We start from the raw sequence: 22,868 nt of genomic DNA, 5'->3' as shown, positions 1-22,868 counted from the left end.
ATCGTTGTTCGTCACGGTGCGTTTGTTCTAAGTGTAGCCAGCCGCATAACCCCGAATTTTCGCGATGCTGAGGACATTGCCCAGGAGGCAATGGTCAAGGTGTGGAAGCACGCTGGCCGCTTCAACCCAAAGCGCGCTCAGTTGAGAACCTGGCTTTACCAGATCGTCGTCAATCTCTGTATTGATCGCCGCCGCCGTAAAGAGCCGGAGTCCCTTCCAGACAACTTTGATGCTGTCGATCCAGGAGCCGCAGCAGACGAGATTTTGACGAGTACCGAGCGCGATGCCGCCCTCGCTGCAGCCATACGCGCATTGCCCGCGAGCCAACAGGCCGCGATGATACTCGTCTACGAGGAAGGCGTATCGGGTGCTGAGGCGGGACGTATTCTTGGGCTATCGGCCAAAGCAATAGAGCGTCTGCTTGCCCGCGCCAGAACGACACTTCGTGAGCGGCTGCTGGCAGAGCGTGATAAACAGGGAGAATAAATATGTTGAAGATCGAACGTTTTACATCTCTGGCGCGAAGTTACGGATCAAATATTGATCTCTGGCCTGTAGAGGTGCAGGCCGATGCGTTGTCTCTGCTAAAGATCTCGAAAGTGGCGCATACCGTTCTTGCGGAGGAACGCTTGATGGATGATGTGCTCGCGGCGGCGCGTAGGCATCAAGAGATTTCCCTGTGGTCGCCGGGCGAACGCAATGCCGCCCTGGTGCGCCTGAGAACGAACGTCGCTGCGCGAATTGCGCCAGCACCATCCGGGCCGATCCCGTTCGGTGCACGACTTTTTGCGCATGTTCGCGGGCTATGGCCCGATTTGAATTGGATCGGTCTTTCCTCCGGTAGCGGAATAGCAGTGGCCGCGGGACTGTTCATCGGGATGCACTCCCCGAACTTACCCGCCTCCGGTGACCTGCTTTCCACGCTTCAGGTCGCATCGATCCCAATTTTCGCGGAATGAACAGCAATATGGTTCAGAAACAGGTTGGCACAAGAAAATGGCTGCGAATTGCTCTTCCCCTATCACTCGTTTTGAACATGTTCCTCCTCGCTTTCCTGGGGGGGCAAATGCTGCGTGCGACACCGGAGGTTCCAAAAGGTGTTGACCCTCTTGCTCGCATTCTGGCTGTTGCGGAAGCGACCCTTTCTGCTTCTGACTTCAAGTCATTCCGCCAGACTCTTCTCCAAGAAGAACCGCGATATGCGCGAGCCGTGAAGAACGTTACCCAGGCGCGGCAAGAAATGCTGAAGCAGATATCTTCTGACCAATTTGATCCTGTCGCAACACTGACGGCCCTCAGTGCAACGCAGTCCGCCTGGACGGAGTTTATGGACGCAATCGGCGGTCCGTTGGTGGATGCGATAGGTCAAATCTCCCCGGAAGGAAGACGCAAGGTGCTTGGCGATCAAAATGCAAAGGGAATACTGCGTGTTCCCTAACAAGAGGCGATCCGACGGGGGCTAGACCCATCCGTTATCGCGTGATCGCCTTCTTTGTAAGAAGTTAGTGAGGACTGTGTGAAGTGCTCGCTTGCGGAAGTACGGACTGTCGCGGCAGCAGACGCACATTCCAACCCGATAGATTGAATGTATGCTTGAGGATTCCCAGCCGGGTCGGCAGCGGCGGGATATCTGATCCATCCTGATAAACCTCGCCAAAATGCTCTTCCAGAAACGGCCAGACGATCGTCTGCGCCAACTGGACCAGCTCGCGCTGCATGTCCCTCCCTTAATGTCGCTCACCAGAAGATCTCAGGTCTGCATAGCAGCTCCAAAAAAATGCAGCGGGAGTGTCGCATCGGGGGGCGCGCTTCGTATCAGTAGCAATTCATCCATTTGGGGAAGCTGCTCATGTTCGAAAAATACCGACCTAGACCCACCGCAGCGCTGGCGCGAACAGGGGCGGCTTGCCCCCGGCGCCGATCGATCATGGAACAGGCCTATCTTTCAGAAAGTGCTGTTGCATCGAGCGCTTGGCAGCAGGCCGGATGGCGATTGCCGTTAGCCCCATTCCACGTTGTGGCTAAGAGAAACAGTCACGGAGATCGGCGCTCTACTCAGGATTACAGGTGACGGACGATGAGAAAGAGGAGCGGTTTTATCTGTCTTATCCTGACGCTGTTCATCGGAATATCCGGCTCTGTCAGCGCGGTTGCCCACGAGCGGGCTTCTACGATCCCTTGGGAAAACGAACCCATCGAGGCCGTTTGTATCCCAACGGATAACGAAAGGCCGGATGCCGTGTGCGTCACTCTTTATGCCGATCAGGACGGATACGAGCTGTGCGTCGCCGACATGATGGCTTCAAGGGAGAGATGCGTCAGCAATTACCCCTCTGGCGATCCGGAAGATGAAGGCCCGAAAGACAATCGTTGGAGCGTGTTCGATCTGTAAAGGTCCGAGCGCATTCCACAGGTGCTGTTGAGTGCCCAGCACACAGGATCGATCACTTCAAAAGGAGAAATGACATGAACAGAAAAATGTGGATCACGCGTCGCTATGTGCTTGGCGCATTTGCGGCAATGTTGGTGGCCGTGATGTCCAGCCCCGCGTTGGCGGCAACGAGAGGCGCGACAGTCTCCAGCGTCAACCTGAGGGCCGGCCCGGGGACATGGTATCCAGTCGTCATGACAATGCCGCCCAGTGCAGCTTTGACCATCTATGGATGTCTCGACGCGGCCTCCTGGTGCGACGTCTCGTGGGGAGGCGCGCGCGGCTGGGTTTCTTCGAACTATGTCAGTGTTTATTATCAGGGTCAGACAGTAGCTCTTTCGCCGGCGCTCATTCCGATGATCGGATTGACCGTTGTCGCCTTCAATCAGGCTTACTGGAATACCCACTATGCCGCCCAGCCCTGGTACGGAAGCTGGAGCACGTATTATCGTACCGGCCCGGCTTACGGTGGCGCCGCGCGAGGTGGCTGCGTTGGAGCTGCATGCGGTGGTTCCGCTGTTGTTCGCGGCCCTAACGGCGGCGGCGCAGCAGTACGAGGAGTATGCGGCCCGGAACGCTGCGCCGGTGGCGCAGTCGTGCGGCAACCTGGTGGCGGACTCGAGTTCCACAGGGGCGTAATGCAGCGTTAAGACGAACCTCGTTCCGGTTCGGAGACGAACACGCGCCGGCCGTTCATATCCGGATCGTTAGCTATGACGCAAGCCAGGCCGAGGCGGATCACCGCCTCGGGATTTTCGTTCAAAAGCTGAGGACCATTCTGCCGGTGAACAAAACACCTGACAGCGGGCCATGCACATGAGGTGAACCTTGGATACTCGTGCAAATAGCCAGGCCCCGATTTCCGGTCCGTCCCAAGCGCCTCGGAGGCGGCCTTGCGATATTTGGGTGCGCGGCCTGGCGGCTTGCGCGATGGCACTCGCCCTCGCCGCCTGTGCTACAACGCCGCCACCGTCTGTAGCGCTGTCTTCGTCGGCGTTTCTGCGCCCGACGTCGGACAAGACCAAGCCTTATGCCTACCGTCGGCCGGATGTAAATTTCGCAGCCTATGTAAGCATCATTATCCCACCCACAGCGATCTACGCCGGGCCGGACGCACAATTCGGCAAGATGTCGGCCACCGACCGGCAGGCACTCGCCAGCTACATGCATCAGGAGTTTTCCAAGGTCCTCGGCCGACGCCTTCAACTCGTTACACAGCCCGGACCAGGTACATTGCGCGCCAGGCTGACGCTGACCGGTGCAGAAGCAAGCACACCGGTGCTGTCCACCGTTTCGCATGTTCTTCCGGTCGGCCTCGTCGTCAATGCGGGCGCTCAGGCCACTGGCGGTCGCGGCACATTCTCCGGCTGGGTGTCCTATGCCGTCGAGATCGAGGATGCCCAGACCGGGACCCTACTCTACGCACATGTTGCGAGCAGGAGCGCCAACGCACTCGACATCACGGCTAATTTCGGGGGGCTCGACGCGGCGAAGGCCGGGGTGCGCTCGGCCGCGGAACACTTGGATAAGGAGCTGGCCGGCGGCGCCAGATAGCTGAGGGCGCCAACTGTGCCAACCGCTTCACTCAAAGCGGCTGGAAGCGTCCTGACGTCAAAACCGAATAGACGCGGCGGGCCAGAAGTTTACCGGTTCAAAGCTGCGCAGACGATCGCAGGAGATCATACTCTGACTGGTAGTTATTCAAAGAAGCACGAACGACATGATGCCGGCAGGCATACGCATCGGAGTCGCCTTTCCACTATTCAATTCCGCATGATTGGTCTCGGTTTGATCGGCCTGTTGCTTGCCGCATGCGACGACAATGCCAAGACAACAGCCGCGCCACCGCAATCGGTCCGCGTAGTTCACGCTGCAATGATCGAGCATCAGCGCAGCACTGGCGTCACAGGCGAGATACGAGCGCGCATACAGACCGACCTCGCTTTCCGCTCTGCCGGCAAGGTCATAGAGCGGCGGGTGGATGTCGGTTCACATGTGCACGCCGGAGATGTTCTGGCACGGATCGACGACACCGAGCAGCGCGCGGACGTGGAATCCGCTGAGGCTGGTCTTCTGGCGGCGCAAGCGACACTCAATCAAAAGAACCTCGCGTTTCAGCGCTACCAGACATTGGTGGAGACACGCGCCATCGCGCAGTCGACCTACGACCAGGCGAAGGAGGAACTGGCAACGGCAGAAGGGTCGCTGGAATCCGCCAAGGCGTCCCTGGCGATCGCTCGCGATGCACTCTCTCACACTGAACTCAAAGCCAATGCCGACGGCATCATCACTGCCCGAAGCGTCGAGGTGAGCCAAGTCGTATCAGCGGCACAACCTGCCTTCACGCTCGCACATGACGGTCCGCGTGATGCGGTCTTCGATGTCTTCGAGGCATTTTTCCTGGCGGGGCCACCGGGCGACGAAGCGACCGTGGCGCCGGTCTCGAATCCTGGCGGCGGTATCCCTGCAAAGGTGAGAGAGATCGCGCCGGTCATCGATACGACGACTGGAACGATCCGCGTGAAACTGGCGCTTCCCGATAATGTCCAGTGGTCCCTTGGAACTCCCGTAATAGGCACTTTTCATACGCCTCCGGACACTGCAATCACACTGCCATGGAGTGCGATGGCGTCAGACGACGGGAAGCCCGCGGTGTGGATCGTGGATGCAACAACACGAACCGTCGCGCTTCGCCCCATCACTGTCGCAAGTTACCGGGCAGGCGAGTTCACTGCTGCAAAAGGGATTTCCGCACAGGAACTTGTCGTTACGGAAGGCGGCAAGTTCCTGCGCCCCGAGCAGGTCGTGAATTGGGAGGGCGACTGACATGAAGCGTCCCTCCCCGGCCATGCTGCTCTTCATTGCGACGGTCTGCGCCTCCTCCTTGTCCTATCATTCCGCTACTGCGGAAAACGCACCGCCACGACCGGTAGTCTGGATGAACGTCGCTGCCGATCGTTCCGAAGCCATGGGTTTCGCCGGTGTGGTTCAGCCGCGCGTGGAGACTGAACTCGCCTTCCGGGTTCTTGGCCGTGTCATCGCACGGCGGGTCGAGACAGGCGACGTCGTCAGGAAGGGTGACATTCTCGCGGAGATCGACCCGCTCACGCTGCAACTCACCGTGATCAGCGCCCGGGCCGATCTCAGAAATGCGAATGCCCAGCTGGAGAATGCCGCGATCAACGAGCGACGCAAGCGCATGCTCACTGCTACCAATACGGCCAGCGCCGCCGATCTCGAACTGGCCGAGCAGGGCCTCAAATCGGCAGAGGCGAATGTCACGCAAGCGCAAGCCAATCTGGCAAAAGCCAACGAGCAGCTCGGCTATGCACGATTGGAGGCTGACTTCGACGGCGTGATCACCTCGACCTCCGTTGAAGTGGGCCAGACCGTTACAGCCGGACAGTCCGTCCTGAAACTTGCACGCCTCGATCAGCGCGATGTCGTCATCGACGTTCCTGAGGCGCAGGTTTCGTTTATCCGTTCGTCCACCCATATCGACGTAACGCTGCAACTCGACGACCGCTTGCGGACATCCGGGCAGGTACGCGAAATCGCTCCGCAGGCCGATGCAGACACCCGAACCTACAGGGTGAAGATCGCCCTGGACAAGGCGCCCGACGTCTTTCGCTTCGGTGCGGTCGTAACCGCCACATTCACAGACGGCGGGCAGGCTCACGACGTCGTGCTGCCCCGCTCGGCTATCGTCGAGAAGGACGGCGCCCCCGCCGTCTGGGTCATCGATCCGCATGCCCTGACCGTGTCGTCCCGCGCCGTTCTCCTGGATCATACCGGGCCGGAAGACCCGATGGTGCGGGTCGATTCAGGCTTGAATGCGAATGAGGGAGTTGTGGTTGCGGGCGTCAGCGAACTTCAGGAGGGACAAAAGATCAGGCTTGGACAGGAGTTGCACCCATGAAGAATTTCAACCTTTCGGACTGGGCGCTCGAACATCGTTCCTTCGTCTGGTATTTCATGATCGCCTTCGCGGTCGCCGGTATGTACGCTTATCTCAACCTCGGACGGGAGGAGGATCCGTCCTTTACCATCAAGACGATGGTGATCCAGGCCCAATGGCCGGGCGCTTCTGCCGAAGAGGTCACCCAGCAGGTCACCGATCGTATCGAGAAAAAGCTCCAGGAGCTCGACAGCCTCGATCGGACGCGGAGCCTCACGACCGCCGGCAAGACCACGATCTTCGTCGATCTTCTTCCGACGACCAAGGCACGCAATGTCCCGGCGACATGGCAGCGCATCCGCAACATGATCGGCGATATCCAGCAACAGTTTCCGTCCGGCGTCGTCGGGCCGTTTTTCAACGATCAATTCGGCGATGTTTACGGAAATATCTTTGCCTTCACCACGGAAGGCTTGAACCAGAGGCAGTTGCGCGATCTCGTCGAGGATGCCCGCACCAAGGTCCTGACAGTGCCGAATGTCGGCAAGGTCGACATCATTGGCGCTCAGGACGAGGTGATCTATCTGGAGTTCTCCACCCGCAAGATCGCAGCGCTCGGCATCAATCAATCCGACATCGTCGAAACCCTGCAAAAGCAGAATGCCGTCACCCAGTCGGGCTTCGTCGACGCCGGGCCGGAGCGCATCGCGCTACGCGTCGGTGGCCGCTTCATCTCCGAAGATAGCCTCCGGGCGATCAACCTGCGCGTCAACGATCGCTTTTTTCCGCTGACGGATGTTGCAACCGTCAAACGTGGTTACGTCGATCCTCCCTCGTCGCTGTTCCGGTTCAACGGCAAGCCGGCGATCGGGCTTGCAATCGGAATGAAGGCCGGTGGCAATCTGCTTGAGTTTGGTCACGCTCTTGACGAGATGATGGAGCGCATCGTCCAGGATCTGCCGCTCGGCGTGTCCGTCGATCATGTCTCCGATCAACCAGCCGTGGTCGATGAAGCCGTTTCCGGCTTTACCAGAGCCCTGTTCGAGGCGGTCGCCATCGTGCTTGCCATCAGCTTCATCAGCCTTGGCCTGCGCGCCGGGCTGGTTGTGGCGATCTCCATCCCCCTGGTGCTCGCCATCACCTTCATGGTGATGCAATATTCCGGTATTTCCCTGCAGCGCATCTCGCTCGGTGCTCTCATCATCGCGCTCGGTCTTCTGGTCGACGACGCGATGATCGCCGTCGAAATGATGGTGGCCCGCCTGGAGGTCGGTGACACTCTGCGCAAGGCTGCGACCCATGTCTACATATCGACTGCCTTTCCGATGCTGACCGGCACGCTGGTCACCGTCGCAGGCTTCCTGCCGATCGGTTTCAACAACAGCAACGCCGGCGAATTCACCTTCACGCTATTCGTCGTACTCGCGGTTTCGCTGACCGTGTCCTGGATTGTCGCCGTCCTGTTCACCCCGCTGCTGGGCGTGACGATCCTGCCGAAGACGATGAAAAAGCACGAGGAGCACAAGAGCCGTATGGGCGCCGCCTTCTCATGGCTGCTTCAGCTCTGCCTTCGCTTTCGCTGGGTGACCATCATCGTAACAATTGCCGCGTTTGGTCTGTCCGTTGCCGGCATGTCGCTGGTTCAGCAGCAATTCTTTCCCGCGTCCGACCGTCCGGAGCTTATCGTCGACTGGAACCTGCCGCAAAACAGTTCTATGGCCGAGACGAGCCGGCAGATAGCGCAATTCGAGCGGGAAAAGCTCACCGGCAATCCCGACATCGATCACTGGTCGAGCTATGTCGGCAGGGGCGCCCCGCGCTTCATCCTGTCCTTCGACGTCCAGCCCGACGATCCCACCTTCGGCCAGATCGTCATCGTCTCGAAGGGTATTGAGGTCCGCGACCGGCTCAAGGCCGACCTGCAGGCCTATTTGCTGAAAACCTTCCCGGGCACCGACGCCTTCGTCAGGACACTGGACATCGGCCCGCCGGTGGGCAAGCCAATCCAGTATCGCATCTCCGGTCCCGACATTCAAAAGGTCCGCGACCTGGCGCAGAAGACGGCTGGTATCGTGATGTCGCACCCTTCCCTGACCGGCCTCGTCTTCGACTGGAACGAGCCGGCGCGCGTCGTCAAGGTCGACGTTCTTCAGGACAAGGCCCGGCAGCTCGGCGTCTCGTCCGAAGATATCGCGACCGCCCTCAACGGCATCGTCCAGGGCGCGACCGTGACGCAGGTCCGCGATGCGATCTACCTGATCAACGTTGTCGGACGGGCAGAAGCAAAGGAACGCGCCTCCATCGACAGCCTGCTCGACCTCCAACTGCCGAGCAGCAGCGGGAAATCCATCCCGCTCTCTTCCGTGGCCAGATTCGATTACGACCTGGAACAACCGACGATCTGGCGGCGCAACAGGATACCGACGATCACGATCAAGGCCGGTATCAGGGACACTATGCAACCTGCCACGATTGTCCGACAGCTCGATCCGAAGATAGAAGAACTGAAGGCTTCATTGGAGCCGGGATACGATATTGCCGTCGGCGGTACGGTCGAGGAGAGCGCCAAATCCCAAGCGCCGATCATAAATGTGGTGCCGGTCATGATTTTCGTCATGACAACGCTTCTGATGACGCAGCTTCAAAGCTTCCACAGGTTGTTCCTTGTCTTCTCGGTCGCTCCACTTGCGCTGATCGGCGTCGTTGGCGCGCTGGTCTTGAGCCAGGCGCCATTGGGTTTCGTCGCAATCCTCGGCGTGCTCGCCCTGATCGGTATCCTCATCCGGAACTCGGTGATCCTGATCGTCCAAATCGAAGACCTGCGCACAACAGGAATCCCGCCGTGGCAGGCCGTCGTCGAGGCGACGGAGCATCGGATGCGACCGATCATGCTGACGGCCGCCGCTGCGACCCTGGCGTTGATCCCCATCTCAAGAGAGGTGTTCTGGGGACCGATGGCCTACGCCATGATGGGCGGCATCGTCGTCGGAACCGTCCTGACCCTGCTGTTCCTTCCCGCTCTCTATGTGACCTGGTTCAGGATTCCCCGCGATGTCGAACACAATTGATTCCACGGCATCGCTGCGACGGCTTTCGTCACTGGATGCCGTTGCCGCCCGAAAAGCCTGCTTACGCAATTCACGCGCGTGGCGAAGGCGCATCATATTGTTTCCGCTCCTTCTTTCCATGCTCGGCGGCTGCGCTGGCCGGCCGGAAAATGTCCTTCAGCCCGTGGCTTTGACGACGAACGACACAAGCCGCGTCGACATGCTGGTCGCGACCACCCGAAAACCCGCCGCAGATCCCGGCGAGCTTTATTCCGGAGAGCGCGGAACGGCGATCTCGCTCAACAACCTCACCGTTTCCATCCCGCCGGATGATGGGCGGAAGATCGGGGAGGTCCAGTGGCCGAAGCGCGTGCCCCCCAACCCTGCGAAAGAGTTCGCCGTGCTCAAGGACGAGAAGGTGATCTCAGAGCAGCAGGCGCTCAACTGGTTTCGCAAGAACCGGAATGCAAAGCGGCAGGTGATCATCTTCGTGCATGGCTTCAACAACACCTATGCGGATGCCGTCTTTCGTTTTGCCCAGATCACTCATGACGCCGGAACCGATGCCGCTCCGATCCTGTTCACCTGGCCCTCCCGCGCCAGCGTTCTCGGCTATCTCTACGACAAGGAAAGCACGAACTATTCACGCCGTGCCCTGGAGGATTTGATCATCCAGGCTGCCCGCAGCCCTGACGTCGGCGATATCACCATCCTTGCCCATTCCATGGGAACATGGCTGACGGCTGAGGCTCTGCGCGGGATCGCGATGCGCGAAAAGACGATCCCGGCGAAGGTCCGCAACGTCGTGCTGGCGTCGCCCGATATCGATGTCGACGTCTTCCGCCGCCAACTCATAGAGATGGGACCGAAGCGGCCGCAGTTCACCATTTTTGCCTCGACACGCGACCGGGCGCTTGAGGTATCGAGATGGATCTCCGGCGGAGTCAACCGTGTCGGCGGTGTCGATACCACCGCTTATACCGGCGTGCTGAAGCAGCTTGGGATCACGGTGATCGATACCAGCACCGTGCGTTCCAAGGACGCCCTCGGCCACAACGCCTTTGCCGATAGCCCGGAAATCATCGGGCTCCTGGGGAAACGCCTGGCTGGTCAATCCCTCGAGGGCGGTCAGGTGACATTGGCCGATCACGTCGGGATGGCGGCAATCGGTACGGTCAATCTGGCCGGCTCCGCGGCGAGAACTGTCGTTGCAGCCCCGATGTCGGTGGTCAGCCCCGAAGCACGGAAGATCTTGCAACAGGAACTATCCGGGACATCAGGGGGCCTCGTCAATGGACAGATCGCTTACTGAACGTCAGCGAGGCTGTATCATTCGCTTTACTATGAAGGGAAATCGGCAATGAACACCATTCAGGCAACACCGGCGGCTGTTACTGTTGTTGGCAATAATCTTCTGTATTTAATGAAACACAATCGCGTCTGCATTTTCACTTGCCATCATCCAGCATGAATGGATATATGGTCTCCGGCAGTCATCGCATGATGACATGAAATTAACCTGTCGGTTCAGGGGGATGCTGGCCTTTCCCATGTCAGCCAAACTGCTGACGTATTTGGGGCGAGCTGAGGGCGGGAATATGCAGCAAGAAAAATTCATCACGACAGCCTCATTGGACGCCGGGGAAATCAATCTCATCCATCGCTACTGGTGCGCCGCCAACTATCTGTCGGTCGGCCAGATCTATCTTCTCGACAATCCGCTCCTGCGCGAACCGCTCCAGGCCCAGCATATCAAGCCGCGCCTGCTCGGCCACTGGGGCACGACGCCGGGGCTGAACTTCATCTATGCGCACCTGAACCGGGTGATCAAAGCCCGTGATCTCGACGTCATCTATATCTGTGGCCCCGGCCATGGCGGGCCGGGCATGGTGGCCAATACCTATCTGGAAGGCATCTATAGCGAGATCTATCCGGAGATCGCCGAAACGACCGACGGGATGCGAAAACTGTTCCGCCAGTTCTCCTTCCCGGGCGGCATTCCGAGCCATGCGGCGCCGGAGACGCCCGGATCGATCCACGAAGGCGGCGAGCTCGGTTATGCGCTGGTTCATGCCTATGGCGCGGCCTTCGACAACCCGGACCTGATCGTCGCCTGCGTGGTGGGTGACGGCGAGGCGGAAACCGGTCCGCTGGCAGCAAGCTGGCATTCCAACAAGTTCATCAATCCGGCCCGCGACGGTGCGGTTCTGCCGATCTTGCACCTGAACGGCTACAAGATCGCCAATCCGACTCTGCTTTCGCGCATCGGCGACGAGGACCTGAAGAAGCTGTTCGAGGGCTACGGCTACGAGCCGCTCTTCGTCGAAGGCCATGAGCCCGAGGTGATGCACCGGCTGATGGCCGGCGCGATGGACAGAGCGATGGAGCGTATCCGGGCGATCCAGGATAGGGCGCACGGCGGTGCCTCCCCTGCCGAACTGCCGCGCTGGCCGATGATCGTGCTGCGCAGCCCGAAAGGCTGGACCGGTCCGAAGGAAGTGGACGGCAAGAAGGTCGAAGGCTTCTGGCGCGCCCATCAAGTGCCGGTTTCCGGCTGCCGGGAAAATCCGGATCACCTGAAGATACTCGAAGACTGGATGCGGAGCTACGATCCGGAAGATCTGTTCACTGCCGATGGCGGGCTGAAGCCGGAACTGAAGGCGCTCGCGCCAGAAGGCGACCGCCGCATGGGCGCCAACCCGCATGCCAATGGCGGCCTCTTGCGCAAGGAACTGAAATGCCCGCCGCTTTCCGACTACGCGGTCGACGTGCCGGAGCCCGGCAAGACCGTGGTGCAGACGACGGAAATCCTCGGGCGTTATTTGCGCGACATCCTGACCCTCAACGACGCGGAGAAGAATTTTCGCATCTTCGGCCCGGACGAGACGGAATCGAACCGGCTGGGTGCCGTGTTCGAAGTGACCGACCGCGTCTGGATGGAGAAGATCGAACCATACGACGTACATCTGTCGCCCGACGGGCGGGTGATGGAAGTGCTGTCGGAGCATCTGTGCCAGGGATGGCTGGAGGGTTATCTGCTGACCGGGAGGCACGGCCTCTTCTCCTGCTACGAGGCCTTCATCCACATCATCGACAGCATGTTCAACCAGCATGCCAAGTGGGTGAAGGTGACTCGCGAGCTGGAATGGAGAAAGCCGATCTCGTCGCTCAACTATCTGCTCACCTCGCATGTGTGGCGGCAGGACCATAACGGCTTCTCGCATCAGGATCCCGGCTTCGTCGATCTCGTCGCCAACAAGAAGGCGGACATCGTCCGCATCTACCTGCCGCCGGATGCCAATACGCTGCTCTGGGTCGCCGACCATTGCCTGAAGACCTGGGACCGGATCAACGTGATCGTTGCCGGCAAGCAGCCGGAACCGCAATGGCTGGCTATCGAGGACGCCGCCAAGCATTGCGAGGCGGGCATCGGCATCTGGGACTGGGCGGGCAACGAGGAGGATACGGTTTCACCCGACGTGGTGATGGCCTGCGCCGGCGACGTGCCGACGATGGAAACATTGGCGGCGGTGACCATCCTGAGGGAAGCGATCCCGGACCTGAAGATTCGCGTCGTCAACGTCGTCGACCTGATGACGCTGCAGTCGAAGGACCAGCATCCGCACGGGATTTCCGACGAGGACTTCGACCGGCTGTTCACCACCGAGCGGCCGGTGATCTTCGCCTATCACGGCTATCCCTATCTCATCCATCGGCTGACCTACAAACGCACCAACCATCAGAACATCCATGTCCGAGGTTTCGTTGAGGAAGGCACGACCACGACGCCCTTCGACATGACGGTGCTGAACCAGCTCGACCGCTACCACCTCGCCATCGAGGCGATCGAGCGCGTGCCGGGGCTGAAGGAAAAGGCCGGTCATGTGGTCGAAAGCCTGCGCGGCAAGCTGCAGGAGCATTTCGCCTATGTCCGTGAACATGGCGAGGATATGCCGGAAATCAGGGACTGGGCATGGCGATCCGGTTCTTAGCTTGCGACAGTAGAACAACATCCAGTCTGTCCCCGCCCCAGAGCGTTTGTGACAGGAATTCGAGACGGTTCCCATGGTTCGTATCCTAGCCCAAGCAATTCTGTCTGCTGCAGGCGTTGTGGTGGCCCTCTTCGTTTCGAGAGACGCGGTGGGTTTTCCCGTCTACGAAATGGTCGGCGCGCTGTTGTTGATCGCAGCTTTGGCCGTCATCGTCTGGTACGGCCCGCGTGTTGTTAAAGCGCTCTTCGGCCCCCGCTCGAAAGAATGATCGAGCAGGGCAAGGAAGGTGCGCGTGATACGGAACAGCAATCCTTCCTGAAGCCATGAAATGCTCGAAAACGGAAAAATTGCGAAGGTAAACGATGCGGAGTTGCAACAGGAGATAGCGTTGGAAGAGTTTCTTGAGCGAGTAAAACATACCGGGCTCTCGCTTCGGGACATGCACATCATTCTTGATGCTCTGCCAATTCCAATCTCGTGGGCGGCAATACCAGCGGGTAAGATTCAGTTCATGAATCGTGCTTTCAAGGAGACCTTCGGTTATGACGAAAGTCATTTCGAAACCATGGATGCGTGGATTGAACAAAGCTATCCAAAAATGGAACAGCAACTCTTAGCTCGTGAGTACTGGCACCGTCTGCGGAGAGCCGATTCCACCGGAATATCCAAAGTAGAACCATTGGAACTGGACGTGGTGTCGGCGGATGGCGGTATCGTTACCGTCAACCAGCGTGGCATCCTTCTACATGACATAGGGGTCGGGATTGCTACATTCGAGGATGTCTCCGAGCGAAAGCGGGTGGAGGAGACGCTAAGACGCGTCGCCTTCGAAGACCCATTGACGAGCCTTGGTAATCGGCGGCGGTTGTCAGCAAAATGGAACAGTATCGCAACGTCTTATGAAAACGACGTGCGGCCGATGATCGCTCTTATTCTGATCGATCTCGATGAATTCAAGCCAATCAATGATCTACTGGGACATGATGCCGGTGACGAAGCGCTGTTCTTGATAGCCAACAGGCTTCGCGCATGTGTTCGCAGCGACGATGCTGTGTTCCGATTGGGTGGGGATGAGTTTGCCATTCTCGTAGAGAACATGGGATCGCCATACCAGGCAGAACAAGTCTGCCGACGTGTCGAAAGAGCGCTCAAGCAGCCCATCCAGATTGGCGGGACGAGGACTGTGCTTGGTGCAAGCGTTGGCGTGAGCCTCTATCCTGACGACGCGACTGGTCTGGCGCAACTCATGAAACATGCCGATGAGGCACTCTATCGAATTAAGCGGGCCAGCAAGGGTGGGTGGGCATGGTTCTCGCCGCCGGAAGCCACGAGATATCCGAAGAGCTCACCGCAACGCAACGTGCATGACCGCGAGCGGCCGAGGAACAACCGGCCGAACAAGTCAAGTTGGCAGCATAGATGAATGGCGAAGTGAGCAGGCGAAAGCAAGGGACTGGATCCGGTCTTCAAGAGCCGAATAGTCGCTTAGCGATTACCTCTAAGACAGCATAAAAGACTGTTGGATGCCGGATCTCGCGCTTGACCTGCGATATTTACGATATGCATTGTTGGTCGCCGAACACGGAAGTTTTCGCCGTGCGGCGGATGCGGTTGGCATGTCCCAATCTACTGTAAGCCGCCGGGTCCAACTGCTTGAACGACGTCTTGGTGTACCCCTCTTTACTCGTAGTCGCACCGGAGCAAAGCTAACCGTTGCAGGAGCGCGGTTTCTGCAAAACGCCGCATTCGGTGCATCCCATTTGCATCAAGCTGTGAAGGACATGCAAACGGCGCATCACGGCGACACAGGTGAGATACGAATCGGGCTGATGACGTCCCTGGCAAGCGGATTTCTTTCAGATCTCGTAGGCGAATATCATTCCCGCTTCCGCGGTGTAGAGTAAGCGGCAAGCTGAGACCGTTCAGCGCGTGTAATTCCAGGGCATGAGTGCATCGAGATCGCTGCTGGGCCAACCATTGGCTATGCGCTCGAGTGTTTGGGTGAGCCAGGCCTGCGGATCGACATTGTTCATTTTCGCTGTTTGAAGGAGCGTGGCGATTGTTGCCCAAGTCCTTCCACCGCCATCGCTGCCGGCGAAGAGGCTATTCTTTCTGGTAATTGTCTGGGGCCGGATTGCACGCTCGACTATGTTGTTATCGAGCTCGATGCGGCCGTCGATGAGAAAGCGCTCGAAGATGGAGCGACGCGAGGTGGCATAGCGGATCGCCTCGGCCAGCTTCGACTTGCCAGAGATCCGCGGTAGGGTCTTCTGCCAGAGGGAGAAGAGCTCCGTGACAACCGCAGCAGATGTCGCCTGGCGCGCGGCGACACGGGCGTCAGGGCTTTGCCCGCGAGCCGTTTCTTCCACCTGCCAGAGCTTCGCCATCAGTTCCACCGTCTCGGTGGCGATCTTGGAGCTGTCTGAGGCGTGGAGCTCGTAGAACTTGCGCCTGCTATGAGACCAGCAGTAGGCCAGCATCACGCCGTCATTGCCTCCGTCAGATCTGGCAAGCTTGTTATAGGCACCATGTCCGTCAACCTGCAGAATACCGCGATAGCCACTCAGATGCCGGGCGACCCGATCGCCAGCACGGCTATCTTCGAAGCGATAGGCAACCATCGGCGGGCTACTGCCACCGAAGGGTCTGTCATCGCGGGCATAAGCCCAAAGCCAGGCCGTCTTGGCCGATCCGGATCCGGGCGCGAGTGTGGGCAACGTCGTCTCGTCAGCGAAGATACGCTCAGCCTTCTTGATCTCGGCGAGAATGTAGTCGGCCAGGATATCAAGTTCAAAGCCAAGCTTACCCATCCATTGAGCCATCAGCTTCCGGTCAAGCTCGACCTTGTCGCGGGCATAGATTGCCTCCTGCCGATAGAGCGGAAGGCCATCGGCATACTTCGAGACGGCGATCTGCGCGAGAAGCGCTTCCGTCGGAATGCCCGCCTCGATAATGTGCGCGGGTGCGGCGGCCTGAATGACGCCGTCTTCATTTTTGAAGGCATACTTCGGCCGGCGTGTGACGATGACGCGGAACTTCGCCGGCACGACGTCAAGTCGCTCCGAGACGTCTTCTCCGATCAGCACCTTCTGTTTGCCGGCGTGTTCGGGCAGTTCATCCGGCTCGATCACCACTTCGACCCGTTCCAGATGCGGTGCGAAGCCTTTGCGCGGCCGCGGCGGACGTTTGCTGTCGGGATGGGTTGCGCCCTTGTTGACCTGGGCTCGGATCGCAGCGATGCCGGTCTCGATTTCCTCGAAGACAAAGGCCTGCTGCTCATCATCGATGCCTGGAGAGCCGAGTTTTTCTGATCGCCGGCCAAAGCGGGCACGATCAAAGGCTTTCAGGATCTGGGTCAGTCGTTCGATGCGTTCATCAGCATCGGCGTTTCTGGCTTTCAGGTCTGCGACCTCGCTCTCAAGAGCATCGGTGCGCGCTGCCTTCTCGGCCATGGCAAGGACCATAGCTTTCAGGGTCTCTATATCATCCGGGAGCTGCAGATCGGGCGGCGTCATGACGCCTACTAGAGCATATTTTGCTCCGATTTTCCTGCCCTTTCAGGCGGTTGATTCACTTTGCCGCAGGCATTTACCCAACAATCTCCGGCGGCTTCACCGCCACCGAACGCACCCGTTTCCAGTCCATGCCTTCAACGAGCGCCATGAGTTGGGCATGGTTGAGCTGGACTCGGTTGTGGCCTATCCGCGGCCAGCAAAACTGCGCCTTCTCCAGCCGCTTGGCGTAAAGGCAAACCCCGGATCCATCCCACCAGACGATCTTGATCCGGTCGGCCCGTTTGGCCCGGAAGACATAAAGCGAGCCGTTGAACGGATCACTGCCAGCATCCCGCACCAGCGACAGCAGGCTGTCCGGCCCTTTGCGGAAGTCGATGGGATGGCTGGCCAGGAAGACCTTTACACCTGCGGGGATCATGCTGAGCGAACCGCTCGGATGACACGCTGCAGATGCGCTTCTTCAACATGCCGGCCGACCCGCACGACGATACCGTCAATGTCGATTTCGACGACGGGGTCGGGGTCAGGTGCGACGCTCTGCGGATCAACTGGTGCTGCTAGTCCAGACTCATCACTGCCCAACAGTTCTCTACGCCAGCGGTAGAGTTGGGACGGCAAGATACCGATCTGCCGCGCCACGGCAGACATGTTCACACCGGGCTGACAGGCCTGCTCAACCGCTGTGGCCTTGAATTCGTCGGACCAGAACCGCCGCAACTGTCGCGGCGACCCGTCAAGGCGATCGGGCACCGCCTCGATCATTCGCATCAACCCAAGGCTAGCCGCAGGTCTAGACATAGATCCTCACATTCAGAGAACTCGTATGCCCGACATACCCTACTCAGCATCAGCCGCGCCAGATGGGGTCTCCTTGCCGCTTACGGTGTAGAGGTAAAAATAGAGGAATCGACGTCCGAAGTGGCAGCCGCCAATCTTCTCAGCGGCCGTATCGATGTGGCCTTTCTTCCGGGAGAGCCTCAGTTAGCCGGTTGCAAAACGGTTCAACTGTGGACCGAGCGACTTTTCCTTGCGCTGCCAAAACGGCATCCTCTTGCAACGGCAGAGAGCGTTTCCTGGGCAGATGTGCGCAACGAGACATTCCTGATCCCGGCCGGTATCGCTGGTGCGGAATTGGATCAATATCTACTGCGGCAGCTTTCCAAATCCGATTCCGAACCGAGAATATCCATTCAGGGAGTCGGACGAGACAATCTTTTGAACATGGTCGGAGAAGGGTTCGGCATTTCGCTCATATTGTCGTCAACGTCCGGCGGTGCACACAAGGAAGTCGTGTTCGTTCCCATCTTGGATGGCCTGGAAGACATTCATTTTAGTGCTGTCTGGTCGCCAAGGAATCATAATCCAGCACTGAAGCAATTTCTGGACTTGGCCACTGGAAAAGTTCGATGGAATGCAATTGCCAATCAGACCGATAGCGCTCGGTGAGCGGTGCCGGCGGCTCCGGTACTTTAGCGCGATTCGTCAATCTTTGGTGTTTGAGACGATGCGCCGGAAAAACCCAGAACAGCGCGCTTTTCCTTTGCGAAGCCGCGATCGGTCGTAATGAATCGCTGAAGCATAGGCACGATCAGCTTGGCGGGATCGGCCGACGATTGGCCTTGTTGCTGACGGTGGAGCAGCTCCGCATAGGCAACAAGATCCCGATATAGCGGTCCGGGAAGTTCAATACTCACCTTGACGGGCTTGTCGTCGACGAGCGGCCCGAGTTTCAATTTTGTCATCGGGCTAACCTCTATAGGGCTCCATCACAAGGTCTCGGGTGACGATGATCCGCACCGGGAAACCTGGCCTGATGGTGAGCGTGGGCGCGATCTGCAACTGGCGGCGGATGATCTGCTGACCAGCATCGTTGATGGTATCTTGCGCACCATTGCGGATAGCCTGAACCAGCCGGTCTTCGTCATCCATGGCAAGCTCTGCGCCGACCGCGAGCAATGTCGAGAGGCCAGCAGCTTTCGCCAGATCCCACCAGTGGTAGTCGACGCCGTCCTCGAGACCGGCATAGCCCTGCGTGTCGGCGCCGGGCTGTCGTTCAAGGACGATGGATCGGCCATTCGGGAATATCAGCCGGTTCCAGACCAGCAGGACACGCCTCTGCCCGAAACCGACATTGTTGTCGTATTGGCCGATGATGCGGGTTCCTTGCGGTACGAGCAGGATGCGGCCGGTCGGGCTGTCGTAGATGTTCTCGGTGACCTGGGCGGTAATCTGGCCGGGGAGATCGGAGCGAATGCCGGTGATCAGCGCTCCGGAGATTACCGAACCGGCCTGCAGCACATAGGGCGACACCGGCGGCATCACGCGATCGGCCGCCACAGTGCGTCGGTCGACGGCGGCGTTGAGGAAGGCGACCTGTCGGTCCTGCGCAGTAGGAGTGCCAGCCTGATCGAGACCGGCAAGATTTGTGGTCGTATTCGCGTCAGGCGCTATTGCGCTTGCCGTCGTGCGTGTTTCCGTCTGGAAGAACACGCGGCTGGTTCGGGCGGATTCCGCTTCGGCGAGGCGGCGTTGTTCGGCCGGATCGACACCCGGCGCTGTCGGCACAACAACAGGCTGGCCACGATCCTGCGCACTGAGGATCGGACGGCCGAGATCGCCGGGCAAAGCTGGCCCCAGGATCGGGCCGGTATAGTCCCGCGGCAGGCCTGCCAGACCGTCGGCCGTGGTCCGGTTCTCGGTGGAATAGAGTTCTTCGCCACCATTGCCACGATCTCGGGTCTGAAGAGCATAGATCAACGCGCCACCGATGCCGAGCGATGCGACCAGGCCAAGGCCGAGGAGCACCCTGCGCGACAGCCTGGTGACGCGTGGTGGTTCTGCCCGCAAGCGCATGGGTGTGACAGGATTGAGCGCCGGAGTTGCTTCTTGACTGTTGCCGGCCTCGCTCATGACGACCGTCCTCCTTCTTTGTCTCGGACAACCGGCGCCTGTACTACGCCGTTTGTCCGGACGATCCTCACGGTCTGCAGATGCTTGCCGCTGCCAAGGCGCAGCTCGGCCGCACCGAAGAGACGGTCCACGATCAGGATGTTCCGATAGATACGGGTATTGGCGATTTGCGCTTCACCCTCTGGGCCGACGACGAACAGGGGCGGAAACTCCCCTTGCACTATGCCGCGCGGGAATTCGACATAGACCTTGCGGCCATCGTCATAGACGGAGACGGGCCGCCACGGCGGCGTGTCTCCGGTGAGACCGTAGCGGTAGTTTCGTGCCACGACAGCCGGAATAGCCGGCGTGTCCGGAATGGACTGCTGCGAGCCCGGCACCTGCGGGTAAGACCAGGCGACCGACGGCATGTAGGGCGTTTCGCCGGATCGCAGTTCGAGCATGTAGGTGCGTCGATCGGTGGAAATCACCAGATTGGTGGTGATGTCGGGGCGCGAGGGTTTCACAAGGACATGGACGCGCCGGGTGGTGCCGCTGCCGCTCTCGGTGTCGCCGATAATCCAGCGTGTGGTGTCGCCGGCAGCGATCGGCCCGGCTCCGGTCAGGCTTTCGCCGGGTTCAAGCGTGATGTCGGTGATCTGGCCGGGTGCGGCATAGACCTGATAGAGGGCGCCTTCGCTCCAGGGATAGATCTGGATTGCATTGTAGTAACCATCCCGGCGTGGCTCGACACGGGCCGCCGCATTGGCATTCTGAACCCGGCCGGTCGGCGTGGTTGCGGTGGCACCCCCACGCGCCGGCGTCCAGCCCGGCGGAATGTGCAGCGGCTTCGGGCGCTCATCCCTCAGCACGGTGGGAACGACCGGCAATGCCGGCACATCGGAATCGTAGCGGATCTGCGGCGGCTTCTGCGGCGTGGCGCATCCGGCCAGCGCAGCGGTGGAAAGGAGCACGGCGACAATGGCGGGTTTGCGGAAAGAAGGGGTTCCGGCTCTGCGGATTGGCGGCTTGTTCATTCGCCCATCTCCCTCGACCACGAAATCGCGTTGACGTAGATGCCGAGAGGATTGGACTTGAGCCGTTCAGCATCGCGGGGCGTCTGGATCACTATGGTCAGGATCGCGGTCCAGCGCTCGGTGGTGGAAAGCTGTCCGTTCTCGTATCGGCGCTCGATCCAGGCGACGCGGAAGCTGTCGGGAGATGCGCGAATGACGCTGGAAACCTCGACGGCAACCTGCTGCTTGCCGACCTTGGTGAACGGGTCATTGCTGCGCGCATAGTCGTTCAGCGCCGTCGCGCCCCGATCCGTCGTCCAGTCATAGGCGCGGAACCAGTTCTGGCGCACGATGATGGGATCGGCGGGAATGCTCCTGACCTGTTCGATGAAGCGCGCCAGATGCCACGCGACCTGCGGATCTGTTGGACGATAGTCGGCCGTGGCGGCGGCGACGGTCTGTGCCTGACCGAGCTTGTCGACCTCCACGACCCAGGGCACGACGGTCCCTCGCGTGGACTGCCAGACGAGTGCTGCGGCAAAGCCTGCCGACAGGATCAGGCTTCCAAAGGCCATGAACCTCCAGTTCTTCGCCTGCACGCGGGCCGAGCCGATGCGCTCATCCCAGACCTGTGCGGCCTTCTGATAGGGTGTCTCGGGTTGCGGCGTCTTGCCGTAGTGGGTTGCCGGTCGTTTGAACAAGCTCATGAGCGGTCACTTTCGGAGAGATTAACGGAAGAGCCGCCGCCATGACTGTCGCCGGAACGAACGGCATGGGCGGCCGCGGAAACGCCGTGGCTGAAGTGCTGGCTGCGTTTCATGCGCCTGGCCCAATCGGGGGCGCCATTGCCCGAAGCTGCGGGGGTGGCGGCAAAGGAATCATCATTGGCGGCTTCGGCACCGCCGACCGTGCCGAGGGTGGAAAAGCCGCCGGTGGCGCTGAAGCCGCCTTTCACGCCTCCGGAGAAATCCGATTTAACGCTTTCGGACGCACGACCGATCGCGCGCTTCAGAGGCGAGACGGTGGCGGAGCCTGCTCCTCGCGCGACACCGCCGAGACCGGACGCCACACCGGCAGCGCCGGTCTGCCCCATCGATCCGAGATTGTAGGCGGTCGAGGCGGCACCTGCCGCCGCTGCGCCACCACGAACGGCAGCAGCGCCGCCGGACAGTGCCGCAGCCCCACCGCGCAAGGCCAGGCCAGCCGCACCGCCTGCGGCAAGTGCAGCACCTCCGACGGCGAGGCCGGTGCCAACGGCAGCACCAGCACCAAGTTGCGGGCCTCCGGAAACCAGACCGTTGGCAATGCCCGGTCCGAAGATGCCGAGGCCGAGCAGGGAAAGTGCTGCGAGCACGATCGCCATCGCGTCGTCGATCGTCGGCGTGACCCCGCCGAAGCCGGAGGTGAACTCGCTGAACAGCGTCGAGCCGATGCCGATGATGACAGCGAGCACCAGCACCTTGATGCCGGAAGAGACGACACTGCCGAGGACCCTTTCGGCCATGAAGGCCGTCTTCCCAAACAATCCGAATGGGATGAGGACAAATCCGGCGAGAACGGTCAGCTTGAATTCGATCAGCGTGACGAACAACTGGATCGCCAAAATAAAGAAAGCCAAGAGGACGAGCGCCCAGGCGAACAGCAGGCATGCGATCTGGATGAAATTCTCGAAGAACGCGACCCAGCCCATGAGGTCGGAAATGGATTCCAGGAGCGGCCGGGCCGCGTCGAGACCGACTTGCGCCACCCGGCCGGGACGAAGGAGGTCCGCCGTCGAAAAGCCGGTGCCGGAGCCTTTGAGGCCGAGGCCGGCGAAGCTCTCGAAGATGATCCTCGCCAGATTGTTCCAATTGTCGATGATGTAGGCGAAAGCCCCGACGAACAGGGTCTTCTTCACCAGTCGAGCGATGATGTCGTCGTCGGCGCCCCAGCTCCAGAACAGGGCGGCGAGCGTCACGTCGATGACGATCAGCGTGGTGGCGATGAAGGCGACCTCGCCGCCGAGAAGACCGAACCCGCTGTCGATATAAGAGGTGAAGACCCCGAGGAAATTGTCGATGACGCCGCTGCCGCCCATGGA

23 protein-coding genes and 1 pseudogene are annotated in these 22,868 nt (G+C 59.9%); 15 read left to right on the top strand and 9 right to left on the bottom strand.

Translation table 11 applies throughout. The features are described from left to right. The 3 genes from KWJ32_RS25245 to KWJ32_RS25235 all read left to right on the top strand — a co-directional run. On the top strand, positions 1-486 hold a 486-nt coding region (locus KWJ32_RS25245), incomplete at its 5' end, for a sigma-70 family RNA polymerase sigma factor (protein WP_256886457.1). A gap of 2 nt (positions 487-488) precedes the next feature. Next, on the top strand, positions 489-959 hold the full coding sequence (locus tag KWJ32_RS25240) for a hypothetical protein (protein WP_164056802.1): 471 nt from the start codon (positions 489-491) through the stop codon (positions 957-959). A gap of 8 nt (positions 960-967) precedes the next feature. Then, on the top strand, positions 968-1,438 hold the full coding sequence (locus tag KWJ32_RS25235) for a periplasmic heavy metal sensor (RefSeq protein ID WP_164056803.1): 471 nt from the start codon (positions 968-970) through the stop codon (positions 1,436-1,438). Positions 1,439-1,574: 136 nt separating this feature from the next. Here the strand turns inward: KWJ32_RS25235 and KWJ32_RS25230 are convergent. Continuing rightward, a pseudogene (locus KWJ32_RS25230) lies at positions 1,575-1,721 on the bottom strand (IS5/IS1182 family transposase); the annotation flags it as partial. A gap of 356 nt (positions 1,722-2,077) precedes the next feature. Here KWJ32_RS25230 and KWJ32_RS25225 point away from each other — a divergent pair. The 11 genes from KWJ32_RS25225 (at position 2,078) to KWJ32_RS25175 (ending at position 15,272) form a co-directional block, all read left to right on the top strand. Beyond that, entirely contained in the window at positions 2,078-2,392 is a 315-nt protein-coding gene (locus tag KWJ32_RS25225; protein WP_246231398.1) for a hypothetical protein, read from the top strand. Between the two features lie 74 nt (positions 2,393-2,466). Beyond that, positions 2,467-3,081 carry an SH3 domain-containing protein gene (locus KWJ32_RS25220; protein WP_097143278.1) on the top strand — a complete coding sequence of 205 codons (615 nt, stop codon included), beginning with the start codon at positions 2,467-2,469 and terminating at the stop codon, positions 3,079-3,081. Between the two features lie 280 nt (positions 3,082-3,361). Continuing rightward, positions 3,362-3,985 (top strand): DUF3313 domain-containing protein, encoded by a 624-nt coding sequence (locus tag KWJ32_RS25215; RefSeq protein ID WP_256886456.1) that lies wholly within the window; start codon positions 3,362-3,364, stop codon positions 3,983-3,985. A gap of 219 nt (positions 3,986-4,204) precedes the next feature. Beyond that, positions 4,205-5,257, top strand: a complete 1,053-nt coding sequence (locus KWJ32_RS25210) for an efflux RND transporter periplasmic adaptor subunit (protein ID WP_164056806.1) — start codon at positions 4,205-4,207, stop codon at positions 5,255-5,257. Between the two features lies 1 nt (position 5,258). Then, positions 5,259-6,350: an efflux RND transporter periplasmic adaptor subunit gene (locus tag KWJ32_RS25205; RefSeq protein WP_235824441.1), complete on the top strand. Its 1,092-nt coding sequence runs from the start codon at positions 5,259-5,261 to the stop codon at positions 6,348-6,350. Further along, a complete protein-coding gene (locus KWJ32_RS25200) occupies positions 6,347-9,397 on the top strand; it encodes an efflux RND transporter permease subunit (RefSeq protein WP_164056807.1) in 3,051 nt (1,016 codons plus the stop codon). Before KWJ32_RS25205 ends, KWJ32_RS25200 begins: the two co-directional genes overlap by 4 nt. A gap of 118 nt (positions 9,398-9,515) precedes the next feature. Further along, complete coding sequence (locus KWJ32_RS25195) at positions 9,516-10,688, top strand: alpha/beta hydrolase (protein ID WP_097143296.1); 1,173 nt, start codon at positions 9,516-9,518, stop codon at positions 10,686-10,688. Positions 10,689-10,974: 286 nt separating this feature from the next. Continuing rightward, positions 10,975-13,368, top strand: a complete 2,394-nt coding sequence (locus tag KWJ32_RS25190; protein ID WP_164056808.1) for a phosphoketolase family protein — start codon at positions 10,975-10,977, stop codon at positions 13,366-13,368. A 73-nt stretch (positions 13,369-13,441) separates the two neighbouring features. Next, positions 13,442-13,636 (top strand): hypothetical protein, encoded by a 195-nt coding sequence (locus KWJ32_RS25185; protein ID WP_097143282.1) that lies wholly within the window; start codon positions 13,442-13,444, stop codon positions 13,634-13,636. A 60-nt stretch (positions 13,637-13,696) separates the two neighbouring features. After that, on the top strand, positions 13,697-14,791 hold the full coding sequence (locus KWJ32_RS25180) for a sensor domain-containing diguanylate cyclase (protein ID WP_097143283.1): 1,095 nt from the start codon (positions 13,697-13,699) through the stop codon (positions 14,789-14,791). Positions 14,792-14,891: 100 nt separating this feature from the next. Continuing rightward, positions 14,892-15,272 carry a LysR family transcriptional regulator gene (locus KWJ32_RS25175; RefSeq protein WP_256886455.1) on the top strand — a complete coding sequence of 127 codons (381 nt, stop codon included), beginning with the start codon at positions 14,892-14,894 and terminating at the stop codon, positions 15,270-15,272. Between the two features lie 18 nt (positions 15,273-15,290). Here KWJ32_RS25175 and KWJ32_RS25170 read toward each other — a convergent pair whose 3' ends face one another. The 3 genes from KWJ32_RS25170 to KWJ32_RS25160 all read right to left on the bottom strand — a co-directional run bounded on the left by KWJ32_RS25170 (position 15,291) and on the right by KWJ32_RS25160 (position 17,681). Continuing rightward, positions 15,291-16,883 carry an IS66 family transposase gene (locus KWJ32_RS25170; protein WP_256886454.1) on the bottom strand — a complete coding sequence of 531 codons (1,593 nt, stop codon included), beginning with the start codon at positions 16,881-16,883 and terminating at the stop codon, positions 15,291-15,293. A 73-nt stretch (positions 16,884-16,956) separates the two neighbouring features. Continuing rightward, positions 16,957-17,301: an IS66 family insertion sequence element accessory protein TnpB gene (gene tnpB / locus KWJ32_RS25165; protein ID WP_037095105.1), complete on the bottom strand. Its 345-nt coding sequence runs from the start codon at positions 17,299-17,301 to the stop codon at positions 16,957-16,959. After that, positions 17,298-17,681, bottom strand: a complete 384-nt coding sequence (locus KWJ32_RS25160; protein WP_034499355.1) for a transposase — start codon at positions 17,679-17,681, stop codon at positions 17,298-17,300. Before KWJ32_RS25160 ends, tnpB begins: the two co-directional genes overlap by 4 nt. Between KWJ32_RS25160 and KWJ32_RS25155 the strand changes: the two genes are divergently transcribed. Continuing rightward, a complete protein-coding gene (locus tag KWJ32_RS25155; protein ID WP_256886458.1) occupies positions 17,601-18,329 on the top strand; it encodes a LysR family substrate-binding domain-containing protein in 729 nt (242 codons plus the stop codon). The two genes, KWJ32_RS25160 and KWJ32_RS25155, sit on opposite strands and share 81 nt — an antisense overlap. A gap of 23 nt (positions 18,330-18,352) precedes the next feature. Here KWJ32_RS25155 and KWJ32_RS25150 read toward each other — a convergent pair whose 3' ends face one another. Genes KWJ32_RS25150 through trbL form a run of 5 tightly spaced genes read right to left on the bottom strand, consistent with a single transcriptional unit; the run spans position 18,353 to position 22,865 of the window. Continuing rightward, positions 18,353-18,625, bottom strand: coding sequence for a DUF2274 domain-containing protein (locus tag KWJ32_RS25150; RefSeq protein WP_256886453.1), 273 nt, complete (start codon positions 18,623-18,625; stop codon positions 18,353-18,355). 4 nt (positions 18,626-18,629) lie between these two features. Further along, on the bottom strand, positions 18,630-19,793 hold the full coding sequence (locus tag KWJ32_RS25145; protein WP_210202046.1) for a TrbI/VirB10 family protein: 1,164 nt from the start codon (positions 19,791-19,793) through the stop codon (positions 18,630-18,632). Continuing rightward, positions 19,790-20,809, bottom strand: a complete 1,020-nt coding sequence (gene trbG, locus KWJ32_RS25140; protein WP_256886452.1) for a P-type conjugative transfer protein TrbG — start codon at positions 20,807-20,809, stop codon at positions 19,790-19,792. Before trbG ends, KWJ32_RS25145 begins: the two co-directional genes overlap by 4 nt. Next, the gene (trbF, locus tag KWJ32_RS25135) at positions 20,806-21,495 is read right to left on the bottom strand and encodes a conjugal transfer protein TrbF (RefSeq protein WP_256886451.1); all 690 of its coding nucleotides are present in this window, start codon (positions 21,493-21,495) and stop codon (positions 20,806-20,808) included. The genes trbG and trbF overlap by 4 nt, the downstream gene beginning before the upstream one ends. Beyond that, the gene (gene trbL, locus KWJ32_RS25130; RefSeq protein WP_097143288.1) at positions 21,492-22,865 is read right to left on the bottom strand and encodes a P-type conjugative transfer protein TrbL; all 1,374 of its coding nucleotides are present in this window, start codon (positions 22,863-22,865) and stop codon (positions 21,492-21,494) included. The genes trbF and trbL overlap by 4 nt, the downstream gene beginning before the upstream one ends. Positions 22,866-22,868 lie beyond the last annotated feature (3 nt).

Source organism: Ochrobactrum sp. BTU2 (assembly GCF_024539785.1).
Classification (GTDB): domain Bacteria; phylum Pseudomonadota; class Alphaproteobacteria; order Rhizobiales; family Rhizobiaceae; genus Brucella; species Brucella anthropi.
Note: the sequence above shows the minus strand (reverse complement) of the source record. Positions and strands in the feature narration are given on the sequence as shown.